The 22,038-nt window shown below is 36.2% G+C and carries 17 protein-coding genes and 1 pseudogene; 6 read left to right on the forward strand and 12 right to left on the reverse strand.

The window, feature by feature from the left end; genetic code table 11:
* Window positions 1-2 precede the first annotated feature (2 nt).
* From HUW50_RS06155 to HUW50_RS06175, 5 genes are all read right to left on the reverse strand, one after another.
* A complete protein-coding gene (locus HUW50_RS06155) occupies window positions 3-1,559 on the reverse strand; it encodes a sugar ABC transporter ATP-binding protein (protein WP_260445665.1) in 1,557 nt (518 codons plus the stop codon).
* A gap of 77 nt (window positions 1,560-1,636) precedes the next feature.
* Window positions 1,637-2,608 (reverse strand): ABC transporter substrate-binding protein, encoded by a 972-nt coding sequence (locus tag HUW50_RS06160; protein ID WP_185653780.1) that lies wholly within the window; start codon window positions 2,606-2,608, stop codon window positions 1,637-1,639.
* A 577-nt stretch (window positions 2,609-3,185) separates the two neighbouring features.
* Complete coding sequence (locus HUW50_RS06165) at window positions 3,186-3,938, reverse strand: DeoR/GlpR family DNA-binding transcription regulator (RefSeq protein WP_066329297.1); 753 nt, start codon at window positions 3,936-3,938, stop codon at window positions 3,186-3,188.
* A gap of 175 nt (window positions 3,939-4,113) precedes the next feature.
* On the reverse strand, window positions 4,114-4,737 hold the full coding sequence (locus tag HUW50_RS06170; protein ID WP_066329298.1) for a DUF47 domain-containing protein: 624 nt from the start codon (window positions 4,735-4,737) through the stop codon (window positions 4,114-4,116).
* A gap of 296 nt (window positions 4,738-5,033) precedes the next feature.
* Window positions 5,034-8,219: an efflux RND transporter permease subunit gene (locus HUW50_RS06175; protein WP_185653781.1), complete on the reverse strand. Its 3,186-nt coding sequence runs from the start codon at window positions 8,217-8,219 to the stop codon at window positions 5,034-5,036.
* Window positions 8,220-8,408: 189 nt separating this feature from the next.
* On the opposite strand from HUW50_RS06175, the gene HUW50_RS06180 reads away from it, so the two are divergent.
* Both HUW50_RS06180 and HUW50_RS06185 read left to right on the forward strand, forming a co-directional pair.
* Complete coding sequence (locus HUW50_RS06180; protein ID WP_066335561.1) at window positions 8,409-9,257, forward strand: TetR/AcrR family transcriptional regulator; 849 nt, start codon at window positions 8,409-8,411, stop codon at window positions 9,255-9,257.
* A gap of 678 nt (window positions 9,258-9,935) precedes the next feature.
* The gene (locus HUW50_RS06185) at window positions 9,936-10,376 is read left to right on the forward strand and encodes a cell wall hydrolase (protein ID WP_066335564.1); all 441 of its coding nucleotides are present in this window, start codon (window positions 9,936-9,938) and stop codon (window positions 10,374-10,376) included.
* A gap of 154 nt (window positions 10,377-10,530) precedes the next feature.
* Here HUW50_RS06185 and HUW50_RS06190 read toward each other — a convergent pair whose 3' ends face one another.
* The 3 genes from HUW50_RS06190 to cls form a co-directional block, all read right to left on the reverse strand.
* Window positions 10,531-11,553, reverse strand: coding sequence for a substrate-binding domain-containing protein (locus tag HUW50_RS06190; protein WP_066335572.1), 1,023 nt, complete (start codon window positions 11,551-11,553; stop codon window positions 10,531-10,533).
* Between the two features lie 261 nt (window positions 11,554-11,814).
* Entirely contained in the window at window positions 11,815-12,762 is a 948-nt protein-coding gene (manA, locus tag HUW50_RS06195) for a mannose-6-phosphate isomerase, class I (RefSeq protein WP_066335574.1), read from the reverse strand.
* A gap of 291 nt (window positions 12,763-13,053) precedes the next feature.
* Complete coding sequence (gene cls / locus HUW50_RS06200) at window positions 13,054-14,502, reverse strand: cardiolipin synthase (RefSeq protein WP_066335576.1); 1,449 nt, start codon at window positions 14,500-14,502, stop codon at window positions 13,054-13,056.
* Between the two features lie 421 nt (window positions 14,503-14,923).
* Between cls and HUW50_RS06205 the strand changes: the two genes are divergently transcribed.
* A complete protein-coding gene (locus HUW50_RS06205; RefSeq protein ID WP_066335578.1) occupies window positions 14,924-16,216 on the forward strand; it encodes an aminotransferase class I/II-fold pyridoxal phosphate-dependent enzyme in 1,293 nt (430 codons plus the stop codon).
* Window positions 16,217-16,480: 264 nt separating this feature from the next.
* On the opposite strand, the pseudogene HUW50_RS26970 reads toward HUW50_RS06205, so the two are convergent.
* A pseudogene (locus HUW50_RS26970) lies at window positions 16,481-16,588 on the reverse strand (AAA family ATPase); the annotation flags it as partial.
* 149 nt (window positions 16,589-16,737) lie between these two features.
* On the opposite strand from HUW50_RS26970, the gene HUW50_RS06210 reads away from it, so the two are divergent.
* The 3 genes from HUW50_RS06210 (at window position 16,738) to HUW50_RS06220 (ending at window position 18,846) form a co-directional block, all read left to right on the forward strand.
* Window positions 16,738-17,769: a S66 family peptidase gene (locus HUW50_RS06210; protein WP_066335580.1), complete on the forward strand. Its 1,032-nt coding sequence runs from the start codon at window positions 16,738-16,740 to the stop codon at window positions 17,767-17,769.
* A gap of 94 nt (window positions 17,770-17,863) precedes the next feature.
* Complete coding sequence (locus HUW50_RS06215; RefSeq protein ID WP_066335583.1) at window positions 17,864-18,373, forward strand: DUF6886 family protein; 510 nt, start codon at window positions 17,864-17,866, stop codon at window positions 18,371-18,373.
* A 53-nt stretch (window positions 18,374-18,426) separates the two neighbouring features.
* Entirely contained in the window at window positions 18,427-18,846 is a 420-nt protein-coding gene (locus tag HUW50_RS06220) for a GNAT family N-acetyltransferase (protein WP_066335589.1), read from the forward strand.
* Window positions 18,847-18,886: 40 nt separating this feature from the next.
* Here HUW50_RS06220 and HUW50_RS06225 read toward each other — a convergent pair whose 3' ends face one another.
* From HUW50_RS06225 to HUW50_RS06235, 3 genes are all read right to left on the reverse strand, one after another.
* The gene (locus tag HUW50_RS06225; RefSeq protein ID WP_185653782.1) at window positions 18,887-19,621 is read right to left on the reverse strand and encodes an IS110 family transposase; all 735 of its coding nucleotides are present in this window, start codon (window positions 19,619-19,621) and stop codon (window positions 18,887-18,889) included.
* A gap of 571 nt (window positions 19,622-20,192) precedes the next feature.
* Complete coding sequence (locus HUW50_RS06230) at window positions 20,193-21,467, reverse strand: TRAP transporter large permease (RefSeq protein ID WP_066335594.1); 1,275 nt, start codon at window positions 21,465-21,467, stop codon at window positions 20,193-20,195.
* Window positions 21,464-21,979 (reverse strand): TRAP transporter small permease, encoded by a 516-nt coding sequence (locus HUW50_RS06235; protein ID WP_066335596.1) that lies wholly within the window; start codon window positions 21,977-21,979, stop codon window positions 21,464-21,466. Before HUW50_RS06235 ends, HUW50_RS06230 begins: the two co-directional genes overlap by 4 nt.
* Between the last annotated feature and the right edge of the window lie 59 nt (window positions 21,980-22,038).

Consider the following 22,038-nt stretch of genomic DNA (forward strand, 5'->3'; position numbering starts at 1 on the left):
CTTTACTCCCCTCTAGTAGCTAAGTGCATAATTTTTTCCTGTGTAGCTTCATCTCTCGACAGTTCTCCCGTTAATTTCCCTTCACTCATGACAAGGATTCGATCGCTAACCCCTAGAACTTCTGGCAGCTCAGAAGAAATCATTAATACTGCTAAACCTTCATCTGCAAGCTTTGAGACAATTTTGTGTATTTCAGTCTTTGCACCAATATCAACACCTCGCGTTGGTTCATCGAGGAGTAAAACCTTTGGTGAAATAGATAACCATTTAGCAATAACTACCTTTTGTTGATTACCACCGCTTAGGTTTGAGACCTGCTGTTCGGGAGAGGCTATTTTTATATTTAGTTCTTGGATAAACTGGTCGGCACTGGCATTAACCTGTTTCCAATTAACAATTCCTGATTTGGAATGCCTTTTCAATTCGGCCATTAAAAGATTTTCCTTTACTGACATCGACAAGAATAAACCTTGTTCTTTCCGACTTTCAGGAACATGGGCAATTCCATTTGCCATCGCATTAATTGGCGATTTTATGTTTACAAGCTTTCCATCAACGTATATTTCTCCACTCTTCAATGTCGATACACCAAATAGTGCTCTAACCAGCTCTGTTCTGCCTGCACCTACAAGTCCTGCTAAACCAACAATTTCACCAGGATAAATTTTGAATGAAACATCCTTTACTATGGTGTTGTCAGATACATTTTTCAGCTCAAGAACTGGGGTAGCCCCATATGAAAGTGGCGCCTCAGAGACCTTTGTTCGATTAAATAAATCTTTTAGATCACGACCTACCATAAGCTTGACTAAGTGGTCGGGATTTGTCTCTTCAATTGGTCCGCTTCTGATCCACTCCCCATCTCGTAATACAGTGTATCGATTAGAAATCTTAAAAATTTCGTCCATCCGATGCGAAATATAAACGATCGCAACTCCTTGTTTTTTCAAATCGGCAATAATTTGAAACAGCTTCGAAATCTCTTTATCTGTTAGCGAAGCTGTTGGTTCATCCATAATTAGAACCTCTGCCTTAAAGGATAACGCTCGTGCGATCTCGACCATTTGTTGTTGTGCAACACTCAAGGTTGATACGAGTTGACGGGGACTTAGATTAGAGCCCATCGAATCTAATACCTTTTGTGCACGTTCATGTACCTCATCCCATTTGACCATTCCTAGTCGGTTTCTCGGAAAAGTTGATCCCATTAAAATATTTTCACTGATTGTTAGATTAGGAGAGAGATTTAACTCCTGGTGAATTACACTTATTCCTTTGTTCCTTGCATCAACAGGATCCTTCCATGATATAGGTTGACCTTTTAAATAGATCGTCCCGCCATCATGATCAGGAGAATGGATCCCTGCAAGGATTTTCATAAACGTTGATTTCCCAGCACCGTTCTCACCCATTAATGCGTGTACTTCACCTGGATAAAGCTCCATTCTCACATTGTTTAATACCTTTACTCCTGAGAAGGTTTTACTTATTCCTTCCATATTCAGTACCGGCATTTTTATCGAGTGTTGCTTTTTTATTACCTTTTCCTTAATCGCCATATGTAATCACCCCTTGTTAGGGACAGTCCACACAGGCAGTCCCCACAGGCGGGGACTGTCCCCTTTGGTTTAAAGACTTACCACCCCTGATAAGAATCTAATGTATCCTGAGTGACAAGCTCAACAGGTACTTTAATAAGCTCTTCGACATCTTCCCCATTTTTTACTTTCATGCCAATTTCAACTGCCTTTTTCACCATTTCGCTAGGTGATTGAGCTGAAGTAGCCATGATCGTGCTTCCTTCTTTTGCCATGGCATCGGCTGCTTCGGGAGCACCATCAACGCCAACTACGAAAAACTCATCCTTACGTCCAGCTTGCTCTTGAGCAATTTCTACCCCGATTGCTTCAGGATCATTGATTGCAAAAACAGCGTCAATTGATCCAGAAGGATTTGCTTGTAAAATACTTTCCATAACAGTTAATGCTTTTTCACGGTTCCCCTCACCATTTTGCTTCGCAACTACTTTAATTTCAGAATCTTTAATTACATCCTCAAATCCTTTAATACGATCGGCAACTGCTGAAACTGGAGGTCCATCAATAATGACAATGTCTCCTTTGCCATTTAATTGTTCAACCACATACTCACCAGCAAGTTTACCAGCTTGGTAGTTATCTGAAGTGACTGTTGCATCAACGCCCCCTTCAGCATTTGTATCAACTGCGATTACTGGTATTCCTGCTCCCTTTGCTTGTTGAACAGCGGCAGCGATCCCCTTCGTATCAACAGCATTTAATAAAATGACATCTACCTCTTTTGTAATAAAGTCTTCAATTTGCGAGGTTTGTTTTGCAAGATCATATTCAGCACTTTCAACAAGAACCTCAGCACCTAATTCCTTCCCTGCTTCCTCAGCACCTTTTCCCATTGCAACGAAAAATGGATTTGCCAAAGTACCTACAGTTAATCCGATTTTTAACTGATCATCACTTTTTTTCTCGCCAGTGCCTTCGTTTGATGATTCACTAGCACTACTACAAGCTGACATTAAGGCCATTACAATTGTTGACACTAGCACTAATAAGCTTTTTACATTCTTTTTCATTTGTGAACCCCCTAGAAAATTAAAAAATTATAATACCGTTTTTTTACGAACTACAACATTGGCAATCTAATCTGTTAACGCTTACAAAACTATAACTATTTCACCTCCTTAAATCATTCAATTATGATTCAGTTAAAAGTGCTGTTGAGTAGTTGTTACCGTTTACATATTTTTCTCAAAGATTAACTCACAGGATGATTATTATTGGTTGTTTTAAATTCAATATTGCTTATTATTGACTACTTTTGATTGATTTTGATTATATTACGCTCATTTACAATTGTCAACACATTAGGAAAATTCAGTAAATTATGTGAGGATACTAAATTTTTAGCTTTTACGACTAGTACACAACCTGTGTTTTAATAAGAATTTCTGAGCAAATCTCTTTCAAATTCTGATAAAACGATTTTTCAAAATATTTATTTTTGTGAAATTATCTATGTAAAAAAGAATTTTTTTCGAGTTGTTGCATAATGAAGGCAAAATAAAAAGAGCTTTAAACCCTATCTGTCAATCAGTAGACAAACGAGTCAGCTCCAAATTTAAACGGTTTATGTAAAACAATGAAAGCTTTTTAAAAAGCTACACTGTAAATTTCCACTTTCTCCTTATACTTGTCCAGGTTTATTGACTCCTCTTCATTTGTAATAATTTTAGCTTGATGTAGATCAGCAAATTTTGAAAAGGAAACCTCTCCAAATTTCCTATGATCTGTAAGGATAAACGGTTCACGAGAGAGGGCAATAGCCTTTGCTTTCAGTTGTGCTTCTTCAGGATCAGGAGTAGTAAAACCTAGTTCATAGTGAATTGCATTTGTTCCGATAAAGCATTTATCAAAACGATAATTTTGAATACTTTCATATGCATTGCTGCCAATCATCGCTCTTGTTACTTTTTTTACACTTCCTCCGATGATATATGTATTTATATCCTTTTCTAGTAATGCATCCAAATGGTCAATCCCATTTGTAACCGCAACAATGTTCTTTCCTTCTAAATACTGGATCATTTGGTAGGTTGTTGTCCCTGCATCTAGGTAGACACAATCTCCATCTTCAATTAGCTTAGCTGCATATTTTGCTATCATGCTTTTTTCTTTTAAATTTTGAGTTGATTTTTCAACCATACTTAGTTCTTCACGTTTTCTTTGTAACAGTGAAGCACCACCATGTACGCGCTTTAAATAGTTCTGCTTTTCTAATTGATCCAAGTCACGTCTCAAAGTGGATTCTGAGCTATTTGTTAACTCGACTAAATCATGAATTTTAACATTTTCTTTTTCTTTTAAAAGCTCTAATATCAAACGATGACGCTCAGTTATAAGCAAAAAAACTCCCCCCAAACAATGTTAATTATCTTTTTACTTTAGTATAGTATAGAAATGCTTAAAAATCTTCCTAGGACAAATTAGGTTTCTCGAATATGACTTTTCTTAGCTAAGCAGAATTTCTAAAATTACCCATAAAAAAAAGCAGTCATTAACTGCCTAAAAATGGTTATACCTATGCATTTTTCATGATGATCGTATCAAGTGTTTTGGCAACTTTACAGCAATCATTTACGATACCTTCAAGAGATTCGTATATTTCTTTGTATTGAATAATCATAATCGGGTCTTTCATGGTTGCAAACAAATTTTTAATCGACATTCGCAAAAGATTATTCGTATCTGACTCTAGTTCCTTTATTTTTAAAGAATACGGTGTGATAGAAAGTAACTTTTTCCTGGATAAAAGATTGATAGCACTTGAAATTTCAATTGAGCTGTCATGAATTTTTTGAGCAAATTTCTTCATATGCTCTGTAGACTTTGTAACAGAATACATTTCTAATAAACCAGCCGTATGCTCCATACCATCTAATACATCGTCCAAGTATACCGCCAATTGTAAGAGATCTTCACGCTCAATTGAAGTAATATAGGTATGGCTTAATTCTTTCGTAATTGTTTCTACATATCTATCTCCATTAACTTCATACTCTTTTATTGTTTTTAATAAGAGCTGTAGTCCTTGATTACTTGAAATATCTTGTGCCAAAAAAAACGTTGTTGCACTTTGTAAATTATCTGTCATTTTTAATAGTAATTCTGAGAATTTATCCTTTTTTCCCCTAAAAAAAACCATTGTCTTTTCCCCCATTGAAACCCAAAAAAATTAGAAAACGTTGTTGCTTCTCGTAAGAAATGGTGAAAATCTTCGTTCTTTGTAAACGAAGAAAATTTCACATCCTTAACGAATTATATAGAATTTTGACGAGTTTTGATAGATTTTGTCGAATACTTTACAAAAAATTTACAATGTCATCATGTCTTGTCTTTAATATGAAGAGGTAAAACATGAGGTACAATTATTGTACATGAAAGCGATTGCTTTTTCTAATATAAAAAAGATCTGACTAATGAAAGCCAGATCCTACATTTTTATTCTTCTTCAACTAATGACTTTTTACGACGAAGCTTACTCAATAATTCATAAACAATTGGGACCATGACAAGCGTTAACAGTGTAGAGCTTGTAAGACCACCAATAACAGTTACACCAAGTCCCTTCGAAATAATCCCACTTCCTTCAAGACCTAATGCTAATGGAATTAATGCACCGATTGTCGCGATAGCTGTCATTAAAATTGGACGGAGACGAGTTGTTCCAGCTTCTAATAACGCCTCACGCGTACTTAGTCCTTCTTTCTCTTTATGGATCACTCGGTCAATTAAGACAATAGCATTCGTTACAACGATACCGATAAGCATTAATGCACCAATCATCGCATTTACACTTAACGTTTCACCTGCAATTAGCAGTCCTACTAATGCACCAATGACCGTGAACGGTAACGAGAACAAGATCGCAAATGGTGCCAAACCACCACCAAATGTAATAACTAGAATGAAATACACGATCGCGATTGCTGCTAACATTGCTAAACCTAGCTGTGTAAACGATTCTTGAATATCTTCGGTTACTCCACCCATGTTAATATCAATTGAGGATGGAACATCGATATCCTCTACTTCAGCTTGAACATCTGCCGATACTTTAGCTACATCATCAGTCTTAATTTCTCCGGAAACTTGAACATAGATTTTCCCATCACGTCTTGTGACCGTATTAGAGGTTTCGCCTTCTTTCACCTCAACAACATCGCCAATCTTCACTTTTTTTCCAAGTGGTGATTGAATCGTTTTATCTGTTAGGTCATCTATTGTTTCATAGTCTTCCTCTTCTACTTGTAGATAAACATTTAATTCTTCTCCATCCTTTTCAACTTTTGTTAAAACAGGACGTTCTCTTGTTGGACTTAGTTCCATACCAATTTGTGCTGCAGATAATCCAAGCTTGCTTAACTCTTCATGATTTGCAACAAACGTATATTCATCATACGTTTCAGACATACTTGATTCGACATTCTTTAATGAATCATTACTTTCCATAATTTCTTGTACTTCTTTTACAACTGGCTCGATGTCTTCCATGTTGTTCCCATATACAAACATCGTAATCGCATTACTTGCTCCAGTAGAAGTGAAGTCTTGTGAAGCCCACTCTCCGCCACCCTTTGCAGTAGCCTTTAAGTCTTCAATTACCTTTTCTTTCTCTTCAGTAAAGTTTTCTGTATCATCCTCATATTCAACGAAGAAGATCGCACTATTTGTATCACCAGGATTCATAGGATTTTCACTTCCTAATGAATATTGGACAGTTTTTACATCTTCTCGATCCATAAAGAAGCTTTCGGCAATTGCTGTCTGTTTTTCAGCCTGTTCTCTCGTTTCACCTGGTTTTGGTTTATACGTAACCATCATCATTTTTTCTTCCTCAGATGATATGAAACTCACGCCAATAATTGGAACAAGGAACAAACTACCAACTAACATTAAAATAGCAATCGATGACGTAATCACTTTATGATTTAATGTCCAATTTAAAATGCTGCGATACATTCCAGTGAACTTACCTGGTTTATGTTCATCATGTTTAATCTTAGTTTCGCCGTAAAGGCTTTTCTTAAATAAACTATGGGCCATCATTGGAACAATTGTAATAGCAACTAGCAATGATGCTAAAAGTGAAAATACGATCGTTAAGGCAAAAGGTAAGAATAATTCACCAATCATTCCTTTAACAAGCGCTAATGGCAGGAATACTGCTATCGTAACGACTGTTGAGGACAAAATCGGCATGAACATTTCTTTCGTTGCTTCACGTACCAATGCTTTTCCTTTAAGAACCTCTCCTTTAAGAGACATTCTTCGATAGATATTTTCAATAACAACGATAGAGTCATCAACGACACGGCCAATTGCTACAGTCATGGCTCCTAGGGTCATCATGTTTAGTGTAATATCCATTTGATTTAGCAGGATAACCGCAATTAACAATGATAACGGAATCGAGATGATTGAAATCAATGTTGATTTAATATCTCTTAAAAAGATGAGAATAATCACAACAGCAAAGAGTGCCCCAAACAATGCTTTACTTAACATTGTGCTAACAGACTCTTCAATTGGAGTAGCTTGATCAAGTGTATACACAATATCTAAGCCTTTCAGTTCATCCTCAAACTCAGATAATTCTGCTTCCACTTCTTTTGCTACATCTACAGTATTTGCATCTGTTGCTTTTACAATTTGGATACCAATTGCTTCTTTCCCATTTGTTCTAGAAATGGATTCTGCTTTACCAACTAAATTAATTTCAGCTATCTCAGAAAGTTTAACTGTTGGTAGCTCAATTGCTTGTGCTGCTTGTGCTGCTTGAGACGCTTGCTCCTGACCAGCAGCTGCATTACCCATACCTGACTGACCAGTCATACCTGAAGCTTGTTCCCCCATTGCAGCTTGCCCAGCTCCTGGATTTTGAGGTGTAACAGGTATTTCTAGATTTTTCAGATCTTCTAAGCTTGTAATATTACCGTCTACTACAACTGATTTTTCTGTCTTATCTAATGTGTATAGGCCTAGCGGAAAATTAACGTCAGCTCCTTTAATAAGGTTTTGAACCGTTTCCTCATCAAGGCCGTACTCTTGCATTTTATCATCATTGAAGACAAATTCTACTTCCTCTACTTGCTGACCTGATATTTGAACAGAAGATACCCCGTCAACTCCTTTTAATGCAGGAAGGATGCGGTCTTCAACGATCGTCGTAAGCTCAGCTAGTGATTGCTCATCATTTGCAATACTTAATGCTAGGATAGGAAAGGCATTTAGGCTAAGTCGAGAAACTTCAGGCTCATTTGCACCTTCTGGTAATTCAATATCTGCTAAAGCGTCGTTTAATTCATCCTCTGCTTCATCCATATTCTTTTCAAATCCATATTCTACTTGAATGGATGATGCATTTTGCATGGAGTTTGAGCTTACTACATTGACTCCATTTAGATTTTGAACGATTTGCTCAATTGGTACGGATACGTTATCGGCAACTTCCTCAGGTGTTGCTCCCGGATATACTGTTGTAACTGATATGATTGGAGTGTTAATATTAGGTATTGTTTCCAACTTCATATTTAACCCCGAATACAGTCCGGCTACAGTGATAATGATCGTAAGTAACCATACAGCAAACTTGTTTCGTAAGACAAAATTAATTATGCTATTCATGTTATCCCCCAATATATTGATTATCAATTGACTAATAGGTCACAATATCTAATAATATAAATGACCAAGTGGTCATAGTCAACATTTCTGGAAACAATCAGACATTAATTTTTTGTAAATGTGAACAAAAGGTCATAATACTTTTAGCATATCCAATACAATTGCTAAGAAACTCTTAAGGAGAAAAAGATGAAGGAAAAGGAAAAGAAAATTATTGAAGCAGGAATTAGTCTTTTTGCTAGAAAAGGTTATTCTTCAACTTCGATCCAAGAAATCGTCGATGCTTGCGGGATTTCAAAGGGAGCATTTTATCTCTATTTCAAATCGAAAGAGGCACTATTACTAGCAGCTTTTAAATATCAATTTCAAACCATCCAATCAAAGCTAGATGCCTTGCCAGTAAAGGATTTAACACCACGCGAAACATTTATTGCCCAGCTAGTAACACAGCTAGAAGAAGTTCAAAAAAATAAAGAATTTATCATTATGCAAACTCGTGAACAAACGATTCCGATCAATTCAGAGGTCGAAGAATTTGTTAGAAAAATCAGTGCTGAGATCGGAAGTTTTTATCATAAATCACTACTAAATATATACGGCACAGCCATTAAACGTTTTATTTATGATTTAAACATAATTCTCCAAGGTATTGTTCATTCCTATTTAAAGCTAATTATCTTTGATAAAACTACCATTGATTTACACAAATTAGCGGGGTTTATTCTTAACAGAATGGATGATCTTGCAGCTGGATTTACAAGTTCAAATGAAGAACCTATTTTAACAGCTGATTGTATAGAAAAATTGTCTAAATTGTATCCAGAGCCGAGTCGGGAGGATATCGTAAGACAAATAAAGCTTTCTAAGGACAAGATAGATAACGAGGATATTATTATTACTCTAGATGTACTAGAGGGAGAAATTGAGAGGGAGACACCAAGAAGTCCTGTCATACAAGGTATGTTAGGTAATATTAGAGATGAACCTACTCTAGATGATTTGACCACAATGATCGAAAAGTTCTTCAAATTGAAGTAGCTACAATAAGTAAATAAGTGATAAAAAAAAGGATCTTCAAGTCAAGATCCTTTTTTGTTAACGTTTGAAATAGAGAACAACGATAGCCAAAATTATTAATCCTATAAATAAAAAGGGCCCTACACCCGAACTATATACAATATGAATTCTAACATGGAGAATAACATTAACAACAAGTGTTATTATTAGGAAAATACACAAAATAGTGATTAGAAGCATCTTTCTATTTCTATTCAAAACAATCAGCCCCTTTATGGACGCTTGTATTCTGATAAGAAGTAAGAAATCCTTATAAAACAATATGTTAACCTCACCTTGTATTATTCTGGAAATTAAATAACAAGCCCTTTAAAAAAGCCTAATGTTTCTGCATACTCTATGCAAAACAAGTTATCTTATGTACTTCATTTATCACTGGGATCGGGTTGTCGATCGCATATCCATAGTACAAGAATGATTTAGTTTTCGCTAAACAATAAAAAACGCTTGAACATATTTTGTAAGTAGTTCCGTTTTTGTGGAGAAACATTGTATTTAGCATATCAATTATCAAAGTAATTGGTATGCTCTTTTCGTTAGTACAACAACATGTTCTTTCCTAATTCCCCCAATGAAATGTAACCACTTGACATTTTTGTAGGCTGTTTTTAATACAATTCTTGATAGAGGTGATGAAAAGTGACGAGAGTAAAACATAGAGATAGTGACATTGATTTAATTGCACGGATGATGCGGGCAGAGGCTGTGGGTGAAGGGCGACTAGGGATGCTTATGGTTGGGAATGTCATTGTAAATCGAGCAGTAGTTGATTGTTTAGATTTTAAGGATTTAAGAACCATACGGGATGTAATTTTTCATGTTCAAGGAGGAAATTACTCTTTTGAAGCAGTACAAAAAGGTAGTTTATTTTATAGTCCAGCAAGAGATGTAGAGAGAAGATTGGCACGAAATGTAGTAAAGTTTTGGAGACAACATCCTTCTAAGTATGCTCTTTGGTATTTTAATCCGTATGGTACGTGTCCACCTACATGGTATAATCAACCATTTGCAGGTCAATATAAACAACATTGTTATTATGAGCCACAGGCTAATACATGCGAAAGTGCTTATAGGTATTAAAGAAAGCTTGACGACAGTTGTTACCTGTTCTTCAACTAACGTGGCATTTAATAAGCTATATACACTTCAAATCAAAAAGCTTGAGTTTTTTATTTGCCTCAAGCTTTTTTGTCATCATCATTAGAATCGTTTATGTAGACACACGATCAGGTACTCATTTTCCTTGTGACTCATTTAATTGCTTAACTGAGTTTCTGTAGACAATTTTACCTTTTACAGAAACTTGCTCCCATTTCTTTTGCTTACTTTTCAGCTTAGAAATGATTAAATTTACAGCGGTTCTCGACATTTCCTCGATATCTACTTCAACCGTTGTTAGCTTTGGTTCAGCAATTTGCGCATAAATATCATTATCAAAGCCTACAACTGAGCAATCCTCAGGTACACGATAACCTAATGAATTCAGCTTGTTAATTAAATTATAGGCGATTTGATCACAGTTACAAACAAAGGCTGTAGGAAGCTTTTCGGGCATCTCCAAGTCAATATACTTGCCACGATCATCACGATCATTGATAATATAAGCTTGATTTAATGGTAATTTATGCTCTAGTAGCGATTTATAATATCCTAAAAAACGATCTTGAATACTACTAGTAGAATAGATATTTCCAACAAACCCGATCTCTTTGTGACCATTTTTTATAAGGTGATTCGTCATTTCATAAACACCAGAGAAATTGTCAGTGATAACTGTATCTGCCTCGGCATCCTCATTATAAAAATCTATATAAACGATCGGGATTTCAATACGATTTAACAGATTTATATAGTCATTACTAATTTGTCCTAAAATAAGAAGTCCATCGACTTTTTTATCATAGTAGATTCTTGGTAATACATTGTGGTCCTCATCTTCAGAGCTAAGAATATGAAGAATACCACTATACTGGTGCTGGTCCAAAACTCTTGCAATATGCTGGTAGAATTTCAAATAAAATGACTGTATTTCACCCGTAAAGCGCTCAGGAATAATAACACCAATATTGTATGCTTGGCCTTCCTTCATTGATTTAGCTAAAGTATTAAATCGATAGCCCATCTCTTCCGCTACCTCTTTGATTTTTTGCTTTAGCTCATCGCTTACACCTTCTTTATCGTTCAATGCTTTTGAAATGGTGACACTACTTACACCAAGTCGAGCAGCAATGTCTCTCATTGTTACATTATTCCCCAAAATACCCACCTCCGACACTCACTGAAATAAACAATTAAATTAATATAAGTAAATTGAATTAGAACGGAATTCTCCTTGTATATACATTTATTATAATGTAACTTGCATCTAAATGCTCTATTATCTTTAAAAGAAATACTTACTAAAAGGACTTGATTACTAGAAAAAAGGGTTCGTTACTATTCTATTTTTGCCTTTATTCAAAAAAAATAGCCCCCTAAAGGAGCTTTAACTTTGACCACACAAATTCATATGCGGTGATCATGGATGGGAAACAATTAGCTCTAGTGTCCCTGTTACAGTTAGCTGTGTTATGTGTGCAGTTAGGATAAAGTGATCACCCTTTTTAACTGGAAGTGTTTCTTGACCAGTTGTTACCTCACCTTGTCCTTTGATCACACTACAAAGTAAAAACGGCGCTTCACGTTCAGATTGATAGTCACCAGCAACCTCCCATTTATAAACAGAGAAGTACTCTCCTTCTACAAATGTCGTTATTTTTGTTCCACCTTGAACTTCAGATTGGAAATTCGCTTTATTCTCAGTATCAGGCACTGTTGTCACATCGATTGCCTTTTGTAAATGGAGTTCTCTTTTTTCACCGTTTTGATCGACACGGTCATAATCGTATACTCGGTAGGTTGTATCAGAGCTTTGTTGTGTTTCAAGTACTAATGTCTCTTCACATAATGCATGGATTGTTCCGCTTGGTACGTAAAAGAAATCACCAGGCTTTATCTTCACTCTTCTTAAAAGATCTTCCCACCTGCCTGAATGAATCATTTGCACAAGCTGTTCCTTAGAATGAGCATGGTGACCGAAAATCATTTCAGCATCTTGCTTACAATCAATAATATACCAGCATTCTGTTTTACCTAATTCACCGTTTTCGTTTACTTTCGCATATTGGTCATTTGGGTGAACTTGTACACTTAAATCTGTCTTAGCATCCAATATTTTTGTGAGAAGTGGGAAACGATCTCCACTAACATTACCAAAGAGCTCACGATGATGATCCCAAAGCCAGCTTAATTCTTTTCCTGCAAACGGTCCATTTTCAACTGTGCTATTTCCGTTTGGATGAGCACTAATCGCCCAGCATTCCCCAGTTTGTTCACTAGGAATTTCATAACCAAAGGAATCCTTTAAAGTTGTCCCACCCCAAATTCGTTCTTTAAAAACCGGTTTTAATTTGAGTAGCTCGATCACATATTTCTCCTCCTTACAATCTACTTATTTATGACTAGTAACACTCTATAGGACTGTTCCAACAATCCTTTCTAGGTACGATCGATCATAGGTTTTATTCATCTATTATTCTATGTATCTAACACTCATATAAACGCTTTCATTATAGCATGAAATTATTTAGTAGAATGGGGGTTTGGGGAGACAAGATGGAAACCCCCTTTTCTGATTATAGATTACTTTATCGATAACTTCAAATAACTATATCGTTTAGTCTCTCAAGTTGTCAATGCTTGAATCAATAAATCCCGATTACAAAATAGGTGAAAGCAAACGGGAGATCGACTCTTTGAAGCGGATTAATCTGGGGCGCTGATGATAGGCTTCTAATGATAGCTCCCTGGATAATGCGATATCGTTTTGAAAGAAATCATCAAGCTTTCGGGCAATCTCAGTGTCATAAATAAATGCATTTACCTCGAAATTTAATTTAAAGCTTCTCACATCTATATTTGCTGTACCTACAGATGAGATTTCATGATCAACAATAATCGTTTTCGCATGGATAAAGCCATTTTCATAAATGTAAACACGTGCCCCTGAGCTTAACATTTCACCGATATATGACATGGTTGCCCAATAAACAAATGGATGATCTGGTTTATTGGGAATCATGATATTGACGTCCACTCCAGATAAGCAGGCAATTTTTAAGGCATCAAGCACACTTGCATCGGGAATAAAGTAAGGTGTTTGAATACGAATCGTCTTTCTCGCAGTTGAAATCATTTTAATATATCCGTTTTTAATCTGCTCCCATTCTGAATCAGGACCACTTGTAACAATTTGTAAGCTACTATCCCCTTTTCTCACTGGCTTTGGAAAATGCTCTTGCAAGTACGAAATATTTCTCTTATGTGTTGCCTGGTTCCAGTCTAGGATAAATCGGGTTTGTATCGCATAAACGGCTGGACCTTGGATTCTTAAATGGGTATCGCGCCAATAACCAAACTTAGGGTCAAGGCCTAAGTACTCGTCACCAACGTTAAAGCCACCTACATATCCGATCTGACCGTCTATAATCACAAGCTTACGATGGTTTCGATAATTAAGACGTAAATTAATCCATCTTAGCTTAGATGGAAAAAATTCTTCCACCTCACCCTCTGCCGCTCTTAGCTCGGCAAAAAAGGAACTTCGTAATCCTCTCGAACCTAAATCATCGTATAACACTCTTACCTTTATTCCTTGCTGGGCCTTTTTGGTTAACGCCTTTATAAGTCGATTTCCAAGCTGGTCATTTTTTAGAATGTAATATTGGAGATGAATATGATCTTTCGCATTTTCGATATCCTCTAGCAGCTTATCAAATTTCTTATTTCCATCAATAAACACATCTACATGATTTTCTTTTGTTAACACTGCATCATTATTGATCAAATGCATGTAAATAAGCTGTTTATTATCTCGCTCAGTTTCACTACGAAATTCAAACGTATCGTTCCGTATTTGCTCTAATTGCTTGCTTAATAATGTTTCAATCCCAAGCTTTTTCCGATCCTCCCACTGAAACATATGGTACCGACTTAAGTTTTGCCCAAAAAGCAAGTAAAGCAGAAACCCAAGCAAGGGGATAAAAAATAACACAAGTAACCATGCCCATGACGAAGAAGCATCTCTGCGTTCACGAAAAATTACAACAACTGCAAAAACAATATTTAATAAAATAATAATTCCAAGTAAAATTGATACAATATGCATGTATGATCCTCGCTTACTATATTTATATACATAGTATATCGCGGAAACCGCTATTTCAGAAATAAACTACCAGTAAATGTTAGAATGAAGTTTATAATATTTGGCTCTTTTCTAAAAGATTGTTGTTTTTGAACAAAACTGATTAGGGTGATTGGAACGGATATGCGAGACTCCTGTGGGAGTAGCGGGACAGATGAGACCCCGCAGGCGCTTCGCGCTGAGGAGGCTTATCGCCCGCCCCACGGAAAGCGAGCATCCTCTCGCTGCAATCAACCAACCCAATACTATTTTAAAAGCAACAAAGTTTGCGAAAACAGCCTAATATTTTGTCGAATACACTGTGAGAATACTCTTTAGTATGTTAAAATATTTCTTAATGAATTTTCAAAATTTTTATCTTCCATAGAGGTGAAACGAGATAATGAATGAATTAGCACAAGCTTTAAATAATTCAATGAAAGAAGACAACGAACATGTCTATAATATGTTGTCTCAATTAGGGAAAGAATTGTTTTATCCAAAGGGGATTTTAAGCCAATCTGCAGAAGCAGGGAAAAAAGCCCATCGTTTCAATGCAACAATTGGTATCGCTACTGAAAACAATCAACCGATGCACTTTCAACACATTCAAAATCTTTTCGGTGATAAAATCGCACCTAAGGACCTTTTCCCATACGCACCACCACAAGGAAAAGAAGATTTACGTAAAGTTTGGAAGAAAAAAATTCTTAATGATAACCCTAGCTTAAATGAAGAATTAGTCGGTTCACCAGTCGTAACAAATGCCCTTACACATGGATTAAGCATTGTGGCTGACTTATTTGTCGACGAAGGCAACCCAATCATCCTTCCAGATAAATATTGGGGTAATTACAACATTACCTTTAAAGTGCGTCGTGGAGGAACGGTTACAACGTATCCATTATTCAACGAAGCAGACGGTTTTAATGTTGAAGGCTTAAGAGAAGCGATCCAATCGCAAAAAGCAGCTGGAAAAGTTGTCGTGTTATTAAACTTCCCGAACAATCCAACCGGCTACACACCTCTTGAATCAGAAGCAAAAGAAATTGTTGCTGTTCTTAAAGAAGCAGCTGAAGAAGGCATAAATGTAGTAGCACTTATTGATGATGCGTATTTTGGATTATTTTACGAAGATTCAATTAAGGAATCAATCTTTAGCCTATTAGCTGACGCACACGAACGCATCCTCGCGATTAAAGTAGATGGAGCAACAAAGGAAAACTACGTATGGGGATTCCGTGTTGGATTTATCACATATGCTAGCAAAAGCGCTGCCGTTCTAAACGCATTAGAGCAAAAAACAAAAGGAATCATCAGGGGAACCATTTCAAGTGGCTCACACCCTTCTCAATCAATTATTCTACAATCATTACAGTCAAATGAGTTCAATGTAGAAAAAGAGCAAAAATTTGCGCTAATGAAACGCAGAGCAGATAAAACGAAAGAAGTACTTGCAAAAGAAGAATACCAAAAGTACTGGACATACTATCCATTTAATTCTGGATACTTTATGTGCCTTAAACTTAACAACATTAACGCAGAAGAGCTTCGTTTACACCTATTAGATAAATACGGAGTCGGAACAATTTCAATCAATTCTACAGATCTTCGTATTGCATTCTCATGTGTTGAGGACTCAGACATAGAGGAATTATTTGATCTGATTGCTAAAGGTGCAGCAGACTTGCAGTAATCATATATGATTAGAAATGCCCGCCATGAATGAATTGGCGGGCTTTATATTATCTTAAAAGAGAAGAATACATTCAAAAAAAGACTACCCCTTTGTATCGACCTCACCTCAACCATATACTTTGACGGCTACTCTTGCCATCCACCCTACTATTATAATTCTGTCACTTTAGACGGTATTTTGCACCTTTTTTAAGTACTATTTTGCACACCCAACATTAAAACCCAACAACCTTCACATTAGAAGATAAGCTGGGTTTCTTCATTAATTATGTCCAATCACTAAACTATTTCGTGCAGCTTCTACTACTTCGGTGGTAATTGATGTAAGGTGATTTATTTCGAGTTCAATTTGAGTAAATAGACGGTGAAGACAGGTTGCTTTTTTGATAAAGAGCGCTTTTTTAATTTTGTTCCACAATCTGGCCAGATTCTTGCATAACAGCAGGTAAATTTGTTGATGATGTAGAAATTTAATCGTATAGTCGTTGTTAATCGAATTATACAAGGGTGGGAGTTAATGTGTTAATAAAACCAAAGAAATTGCAGCCAGGAGATATTGTTGCAACAATAAGTCCTTCATGGGGAGGGGCAGGTGATCCTGAGCTAATATGGCGTTATGAGCAAGGTGTAAAGAGATTAGAAGAAGTTTTCGGTCTTAAGGTTGTCCCAATGCCGAATAGTTTGAAAGGTGGAGATTACCTTTATAAGAATCCACAAGCTCGTGCGGAAGATTTGATGACGGCATTTAAAGATAAGAGCATTAAAGGAATCTTTGCAAATATTGGTGGAGAAGATAGTATTCGTTTACTTCCTTATATTGATTTTAATGTAATACATGAGAATCCAAAAATTTTTATGGGCTATTCAGATGTAACGATTTCGCATTTGTTTTGCCATAAAGCAGGTATATCATCTTTTTACGGCCCAGCGATTTTAGTTGATTTTGCAGAAAATGTTGAAATGGATACATACACAATTGAAAGGGTAAGGCGAATGTTCTTTTCAAATGAAGTTATCGGTGAAATTCAACCAGCTAAAGAATGGACAAGTGAGTATTTGGAATGGGATGAAGCGAATAAGAACAAGCGCCGTACGATGCAGCAGAATTCGGGTTATGAATTACTTCAAGGTTCAGGTATCGTACAAGGGCGTTTGATTGGTGGTTGTATTGAAGTGTTAGAGTTCGCGAAAGGAACAGAAATTTGGCCTGATAAGAAATATTGGGATGATAGCATTCTTTTCTTTGAAACATCTGAAGAAAAGCCAAAACCAGAACATATAAAATATTGGCTGCGGAATTATGCTGCACAAGGTATTCTGCAAAAAGCGAATGGAATCATTTTTGGTAAACCACAAGACGAGGAGTATTACGAAGAATATAAAGTAGAAATTCAAAAAGTCATGAAGGAATATGATTTGGAAAATTTGCCGATTCTTTATAACTTGAATTTTGGTCATACCGAACCGAAGTTTATTTTACCATATGGCGCGATGGCAGAGATTAACTGTAACAATGAGACTTTCTTTATTTTAGAAAGTGGAGTGGAGTAAATTAATTTTCTAAACGGTTTCTATTGGGAATTCCATAACAAATAACGAATTAATTAAATATGTTTGTCACACAATTTTCATGGGGGAATTATCAATGAAACTTTTCCATTTTAGTGAAAATCCTAATATTACTTACTTCGAACCACATGTTCCCAAAACCAATTCCAAGGAAGAATCATTTGTCTGGGCAATTGATGAAGAGCACGCACCACATTATTATTTTCCTCGTGAATGCCCACGTGTGGCTTTCTGGACATCTTCAGAAACTACAGGTGACGACTTAATTCGTTTCTTTGGCCATACTTCTGTCAATCGAATTATCGCAATAGAAACATCTTGGCTTAAACGTATTAGAGAAACAGAACTATATGCTTACACGTTACCATCTGAAACTTTTGAGTGCTTTGATGTAAATGCTGGTTACTATGTTTCTCGAAAAGCTGTTACCCCCCTTTCTGTTGACCCTGTTGGAGATTTATTAGATAGACTTGTGCAAACAAACATAGAATTACGAATTACACCAACCCTCTGGAAGCTTCGTGATGAAATCATACATTCATCAGTAAGCTTTTCTATCATTCGAATGAGGAATGCATCACACTAATATTAAGCTATAGGGCAGGAGTATTGAATAAGGGAGCTATTGGAGGAAGTAAGATGAAGACCGTGTGTAAGGCTATTATTGAAGATTTGGAAAAAATAGTTAATATAGACAGTGAGGTTATTGGCAACACAAGCAGACGAGACTATATTGAGAATGCCATTAAGCTAGGACACTGTATAATAGCGAAAGAAGAAGAGTACATTGTGGGATTTTTAATTTACGATACTAACTTCTTTGAATGTTCTTTTATATCACTAATTATTGTGTCACCGTCCAAAAGACGAAAAGGATATGCAAGCTTACTGATGGATTATATGATGAGTACATCCCCTACTACGAAGGTATTTTCTTCTACTAATCGTTCTAACATTAATATGCAAAAAGTATTTAATACAAATGGATTTATTCAGAGTGGCATAGTAGAAAATTTAGATGAAGGAGATCCTGAAGTCATATACTTTAAATCAAAGTAGTAGTTATTCAAGATTAGGGGTCAAAAGTGGAAGGTCGTTATTAATGTCTTTGATCAATTTCCTGCTCTAGTACGTTGAGAAACTCTCGTTGTTGGAGAAGCATTTGAATATACATTTTTAGAGTAACCAAATGGCTTTGATACAGTGTTTTCTTAAATGGATTCCGTTTTGCTGCCTCTTTTAACTTCAATGCCTTTTCGAAAAACCAACCATATGATCTCTTTCCTCCTAGACCATGCATCTCCTTAGCTAATTCATCAGTTTGTACCTTCAACACGTCATCAGAAGTAGGATAGGTGAGTAAAGTCTTTAATGATATAGGAGAATATAAATTACTAAAAACCCCTTTATATTCAGGGAAAACTTGATCAAGAATGGTTTGAAACTGTAGTTTAAGTTGAACATAATTGCGGGTTAATGAATCGTGTTGTCTACTCAAATTTCTCAAGTTCATGGTTTGAACACTCTTACGATGAAACGCTGTTAAGTCTTCTTTGTAGTACAGTTCACACAAATGTTTCGCATCAGCAGGATCCGACTTCACTTTTCGAAGTCTACTTTTTTTCGTTTCGTAAGAAACAACCGGATTTACTAAGTAGTAGGTAATTTTTCTTTCCTCAAGATACTGTAAAATCGGTTCGTGGTAATGACCTGTAGATTCAAAAATGATGACTGGTTCAGCGTCAGCGTGTCGTTCTACCTCTTTATAAAATACATAAAAATCACACAGTCCATTAGTGTCATGCTTAAACTTAAAGGTCTTTCCATAGTCCATAGGGATGCTTTCTTGCCAGGAAAGCTTGAACTTGGCTTTCTCCTTTTGCGACATCCAGGCCAATCACTGGATCCATACTTTATCACATCTCCTCATACTAGATTTGTCGGTAGCCCCTGTCTATCTTGTAGTATCATAGCTTCGCTTGTTATGCGGGGTCTAAGCCCCAACCAGCCTCAAACATGTTTCTACAAGTAGGGGGTGGACAGTATAACGGACGGGATCTATTTGATACCAGAAGTCCCAAGGGCGCTTGCGTCCTACCCCGACTACCTAAAGAATAGCCTATAAAAAATAGGCCATCCAGATAAAAAAACAATCTGGATGACCTTATAATACGAAGGGCGCTTTTCCGGAGTAACGAAAAAAGTCCAATTTCTCAATTTTAATGCTGAGAAATTGGGCTTTTTTATATTTACTTATAGTGCAAAATAACGCTTAAAATATATGCAAAATAACTCCTAAAGTGACATATAATTCTAGTAATCTTTCAAAAAAATATCCCAATAAGGTTCACCTTATTGGGATATTTTTTAAAAAAGTTGGTTAAAGAAAATTTCATCTTTGTTTATTACTCAGTGAACCAACTTAATGGAACAGTCACTAATTCAGGGAATAGAACTAATAGTATCAAGATCCCCAGCTGTACTAATAAGAATGGCATGATCCCCTTAGTAATATCAACAATACTAATTTTGCTGATGCCACACCCAATATAAAGTACGGTTCCAACTGGAGGAGTAATTAATCCAATCGATAGATTAATAACCATTAATAACCCAAAGTAAACTGGATCAATGCCAACAGCGGTCACTACAGGAAGTAGTACTGGAGTAAAGATTAGAATTGCAGGTGTTAAATCCATTACACAACCAACAACCAGCAAGAAAAGCATAATAATCAATAATAAAATGGTCGGATTGGTTGTAAGGCCACTTAAAAACTCAACCAATTCTCTAGGTATTTGTGCAACAGTGATGGCATAACCTGAAACAACAGCGGTAGATGCTACAAACATAACGATACCTGTTGTTTTTGCAGTATCCACAAACACATTAGACAACTGTCTCCATTTAATTTCTCTATAGAAAAAGCTAATAATCAATGCATAAATTGCTGCTACTACTCCCGCTTCTGTAGGAGTAAAAATGCCACCACGAAGCCCTACAATAATAATGACTGGAAGCATAAGCGCCCAAAAAGCTCGTATTAAGGCTGTCCATTTTTGTTTAGCCGTTGCTTTTGGCACTGTTTCACTTTGATCTTTTTTTGATACAAAGTACCAAACAACTACAAGTCCTACAGCAATTAAGATTCCTGGAACGATACCTGCCATGAATAATTGTGTAATTGAAACGCCTCCAACTACTCCAAATAAAATCATTGGGATACTTGGTGGAATAATTGTACCAATGATCCCTGTTGCTGCAACAAGACCTGTTGAAGAGTTTTTGTTATAACCTTTTGCAATCATCATTGGAATTAAGATCGCACCTAGTGCTGCTGTATCTGCTACAGCTGACCCTGACAACCCTGCAAAAATAACACCTGACATAATGACAACATATCCAAGTCCGCCTCTAATATGCCCTACAAATGCACTCGCGAATTCTACTATTCGCTTTGAAACACCACCAGCATTCATGATTTCACCGGTTAGGATGAAGAATGGAATGGCCATCAATGAAAAGTTATTTGCCCCTTTTACTAAATAATCACCCAGAATACCAGTATCAAATAAACCTAGCACAGCTAGCATGACTATCGCACTGCTTAGCATAGAGATGGCAACAGGAACTCCTATTAGAAGGAAAAGAAACAAGGTTAGCAAAAATACTAAGATCATTTTGTGTCCCCCATTTCATTCTCAGACTTTGCCCAAAGTGGAGCATCTTGATTAAAAAATACAAAACGAATTGTTTGTACACTCGTTATGATAATCATGAGAATAGAGGCAACAATACCAGCTAAATAAAAGACTGCTTCTGGTATTCCTGTCGCAGGACCCGATACCATTTTATTGACCTCCATCATTTTGAAAAGACCATCAATAAATAGGGTTAAAACAAATACTATTAAAGAGTTAGCTATAAAGTACAGAACTTTTTGGAATTTTCTAGGGACTGAGCTAATCAAAAGATCCACACCAAGATGACCTTTTTCTTTTGTTGCAACAACTGCTCCCAAAAAAACAACCCAGACGAACAAATAACGAGCAAGTTCTTCTGACCATGTAATCCCGGAGTCAAAGGCATAACGTAGAACAACGTTTAAAAACACCAGTGATACCATGGAAACAAGGATCAATATGATGACGCCATTTAATATGCTATTGAGAACTTTTAACACTTTCTCCATCTTATTTTCACCTCTCAAAAATCATTCAAAGTCTACTTAAATGAACAAGATTGACTGAA

The sequence above is a fragment of the Metabacillus sp. KUDC1714 genome, from assembly GCF_014217835.1.
Classification (GTDB): domain Bacteria; phylum Bacillota; class Bacilli; order Bacillales; family Bacillaceae; genus Metabacillus; species Metabacillus rhizosphaerae.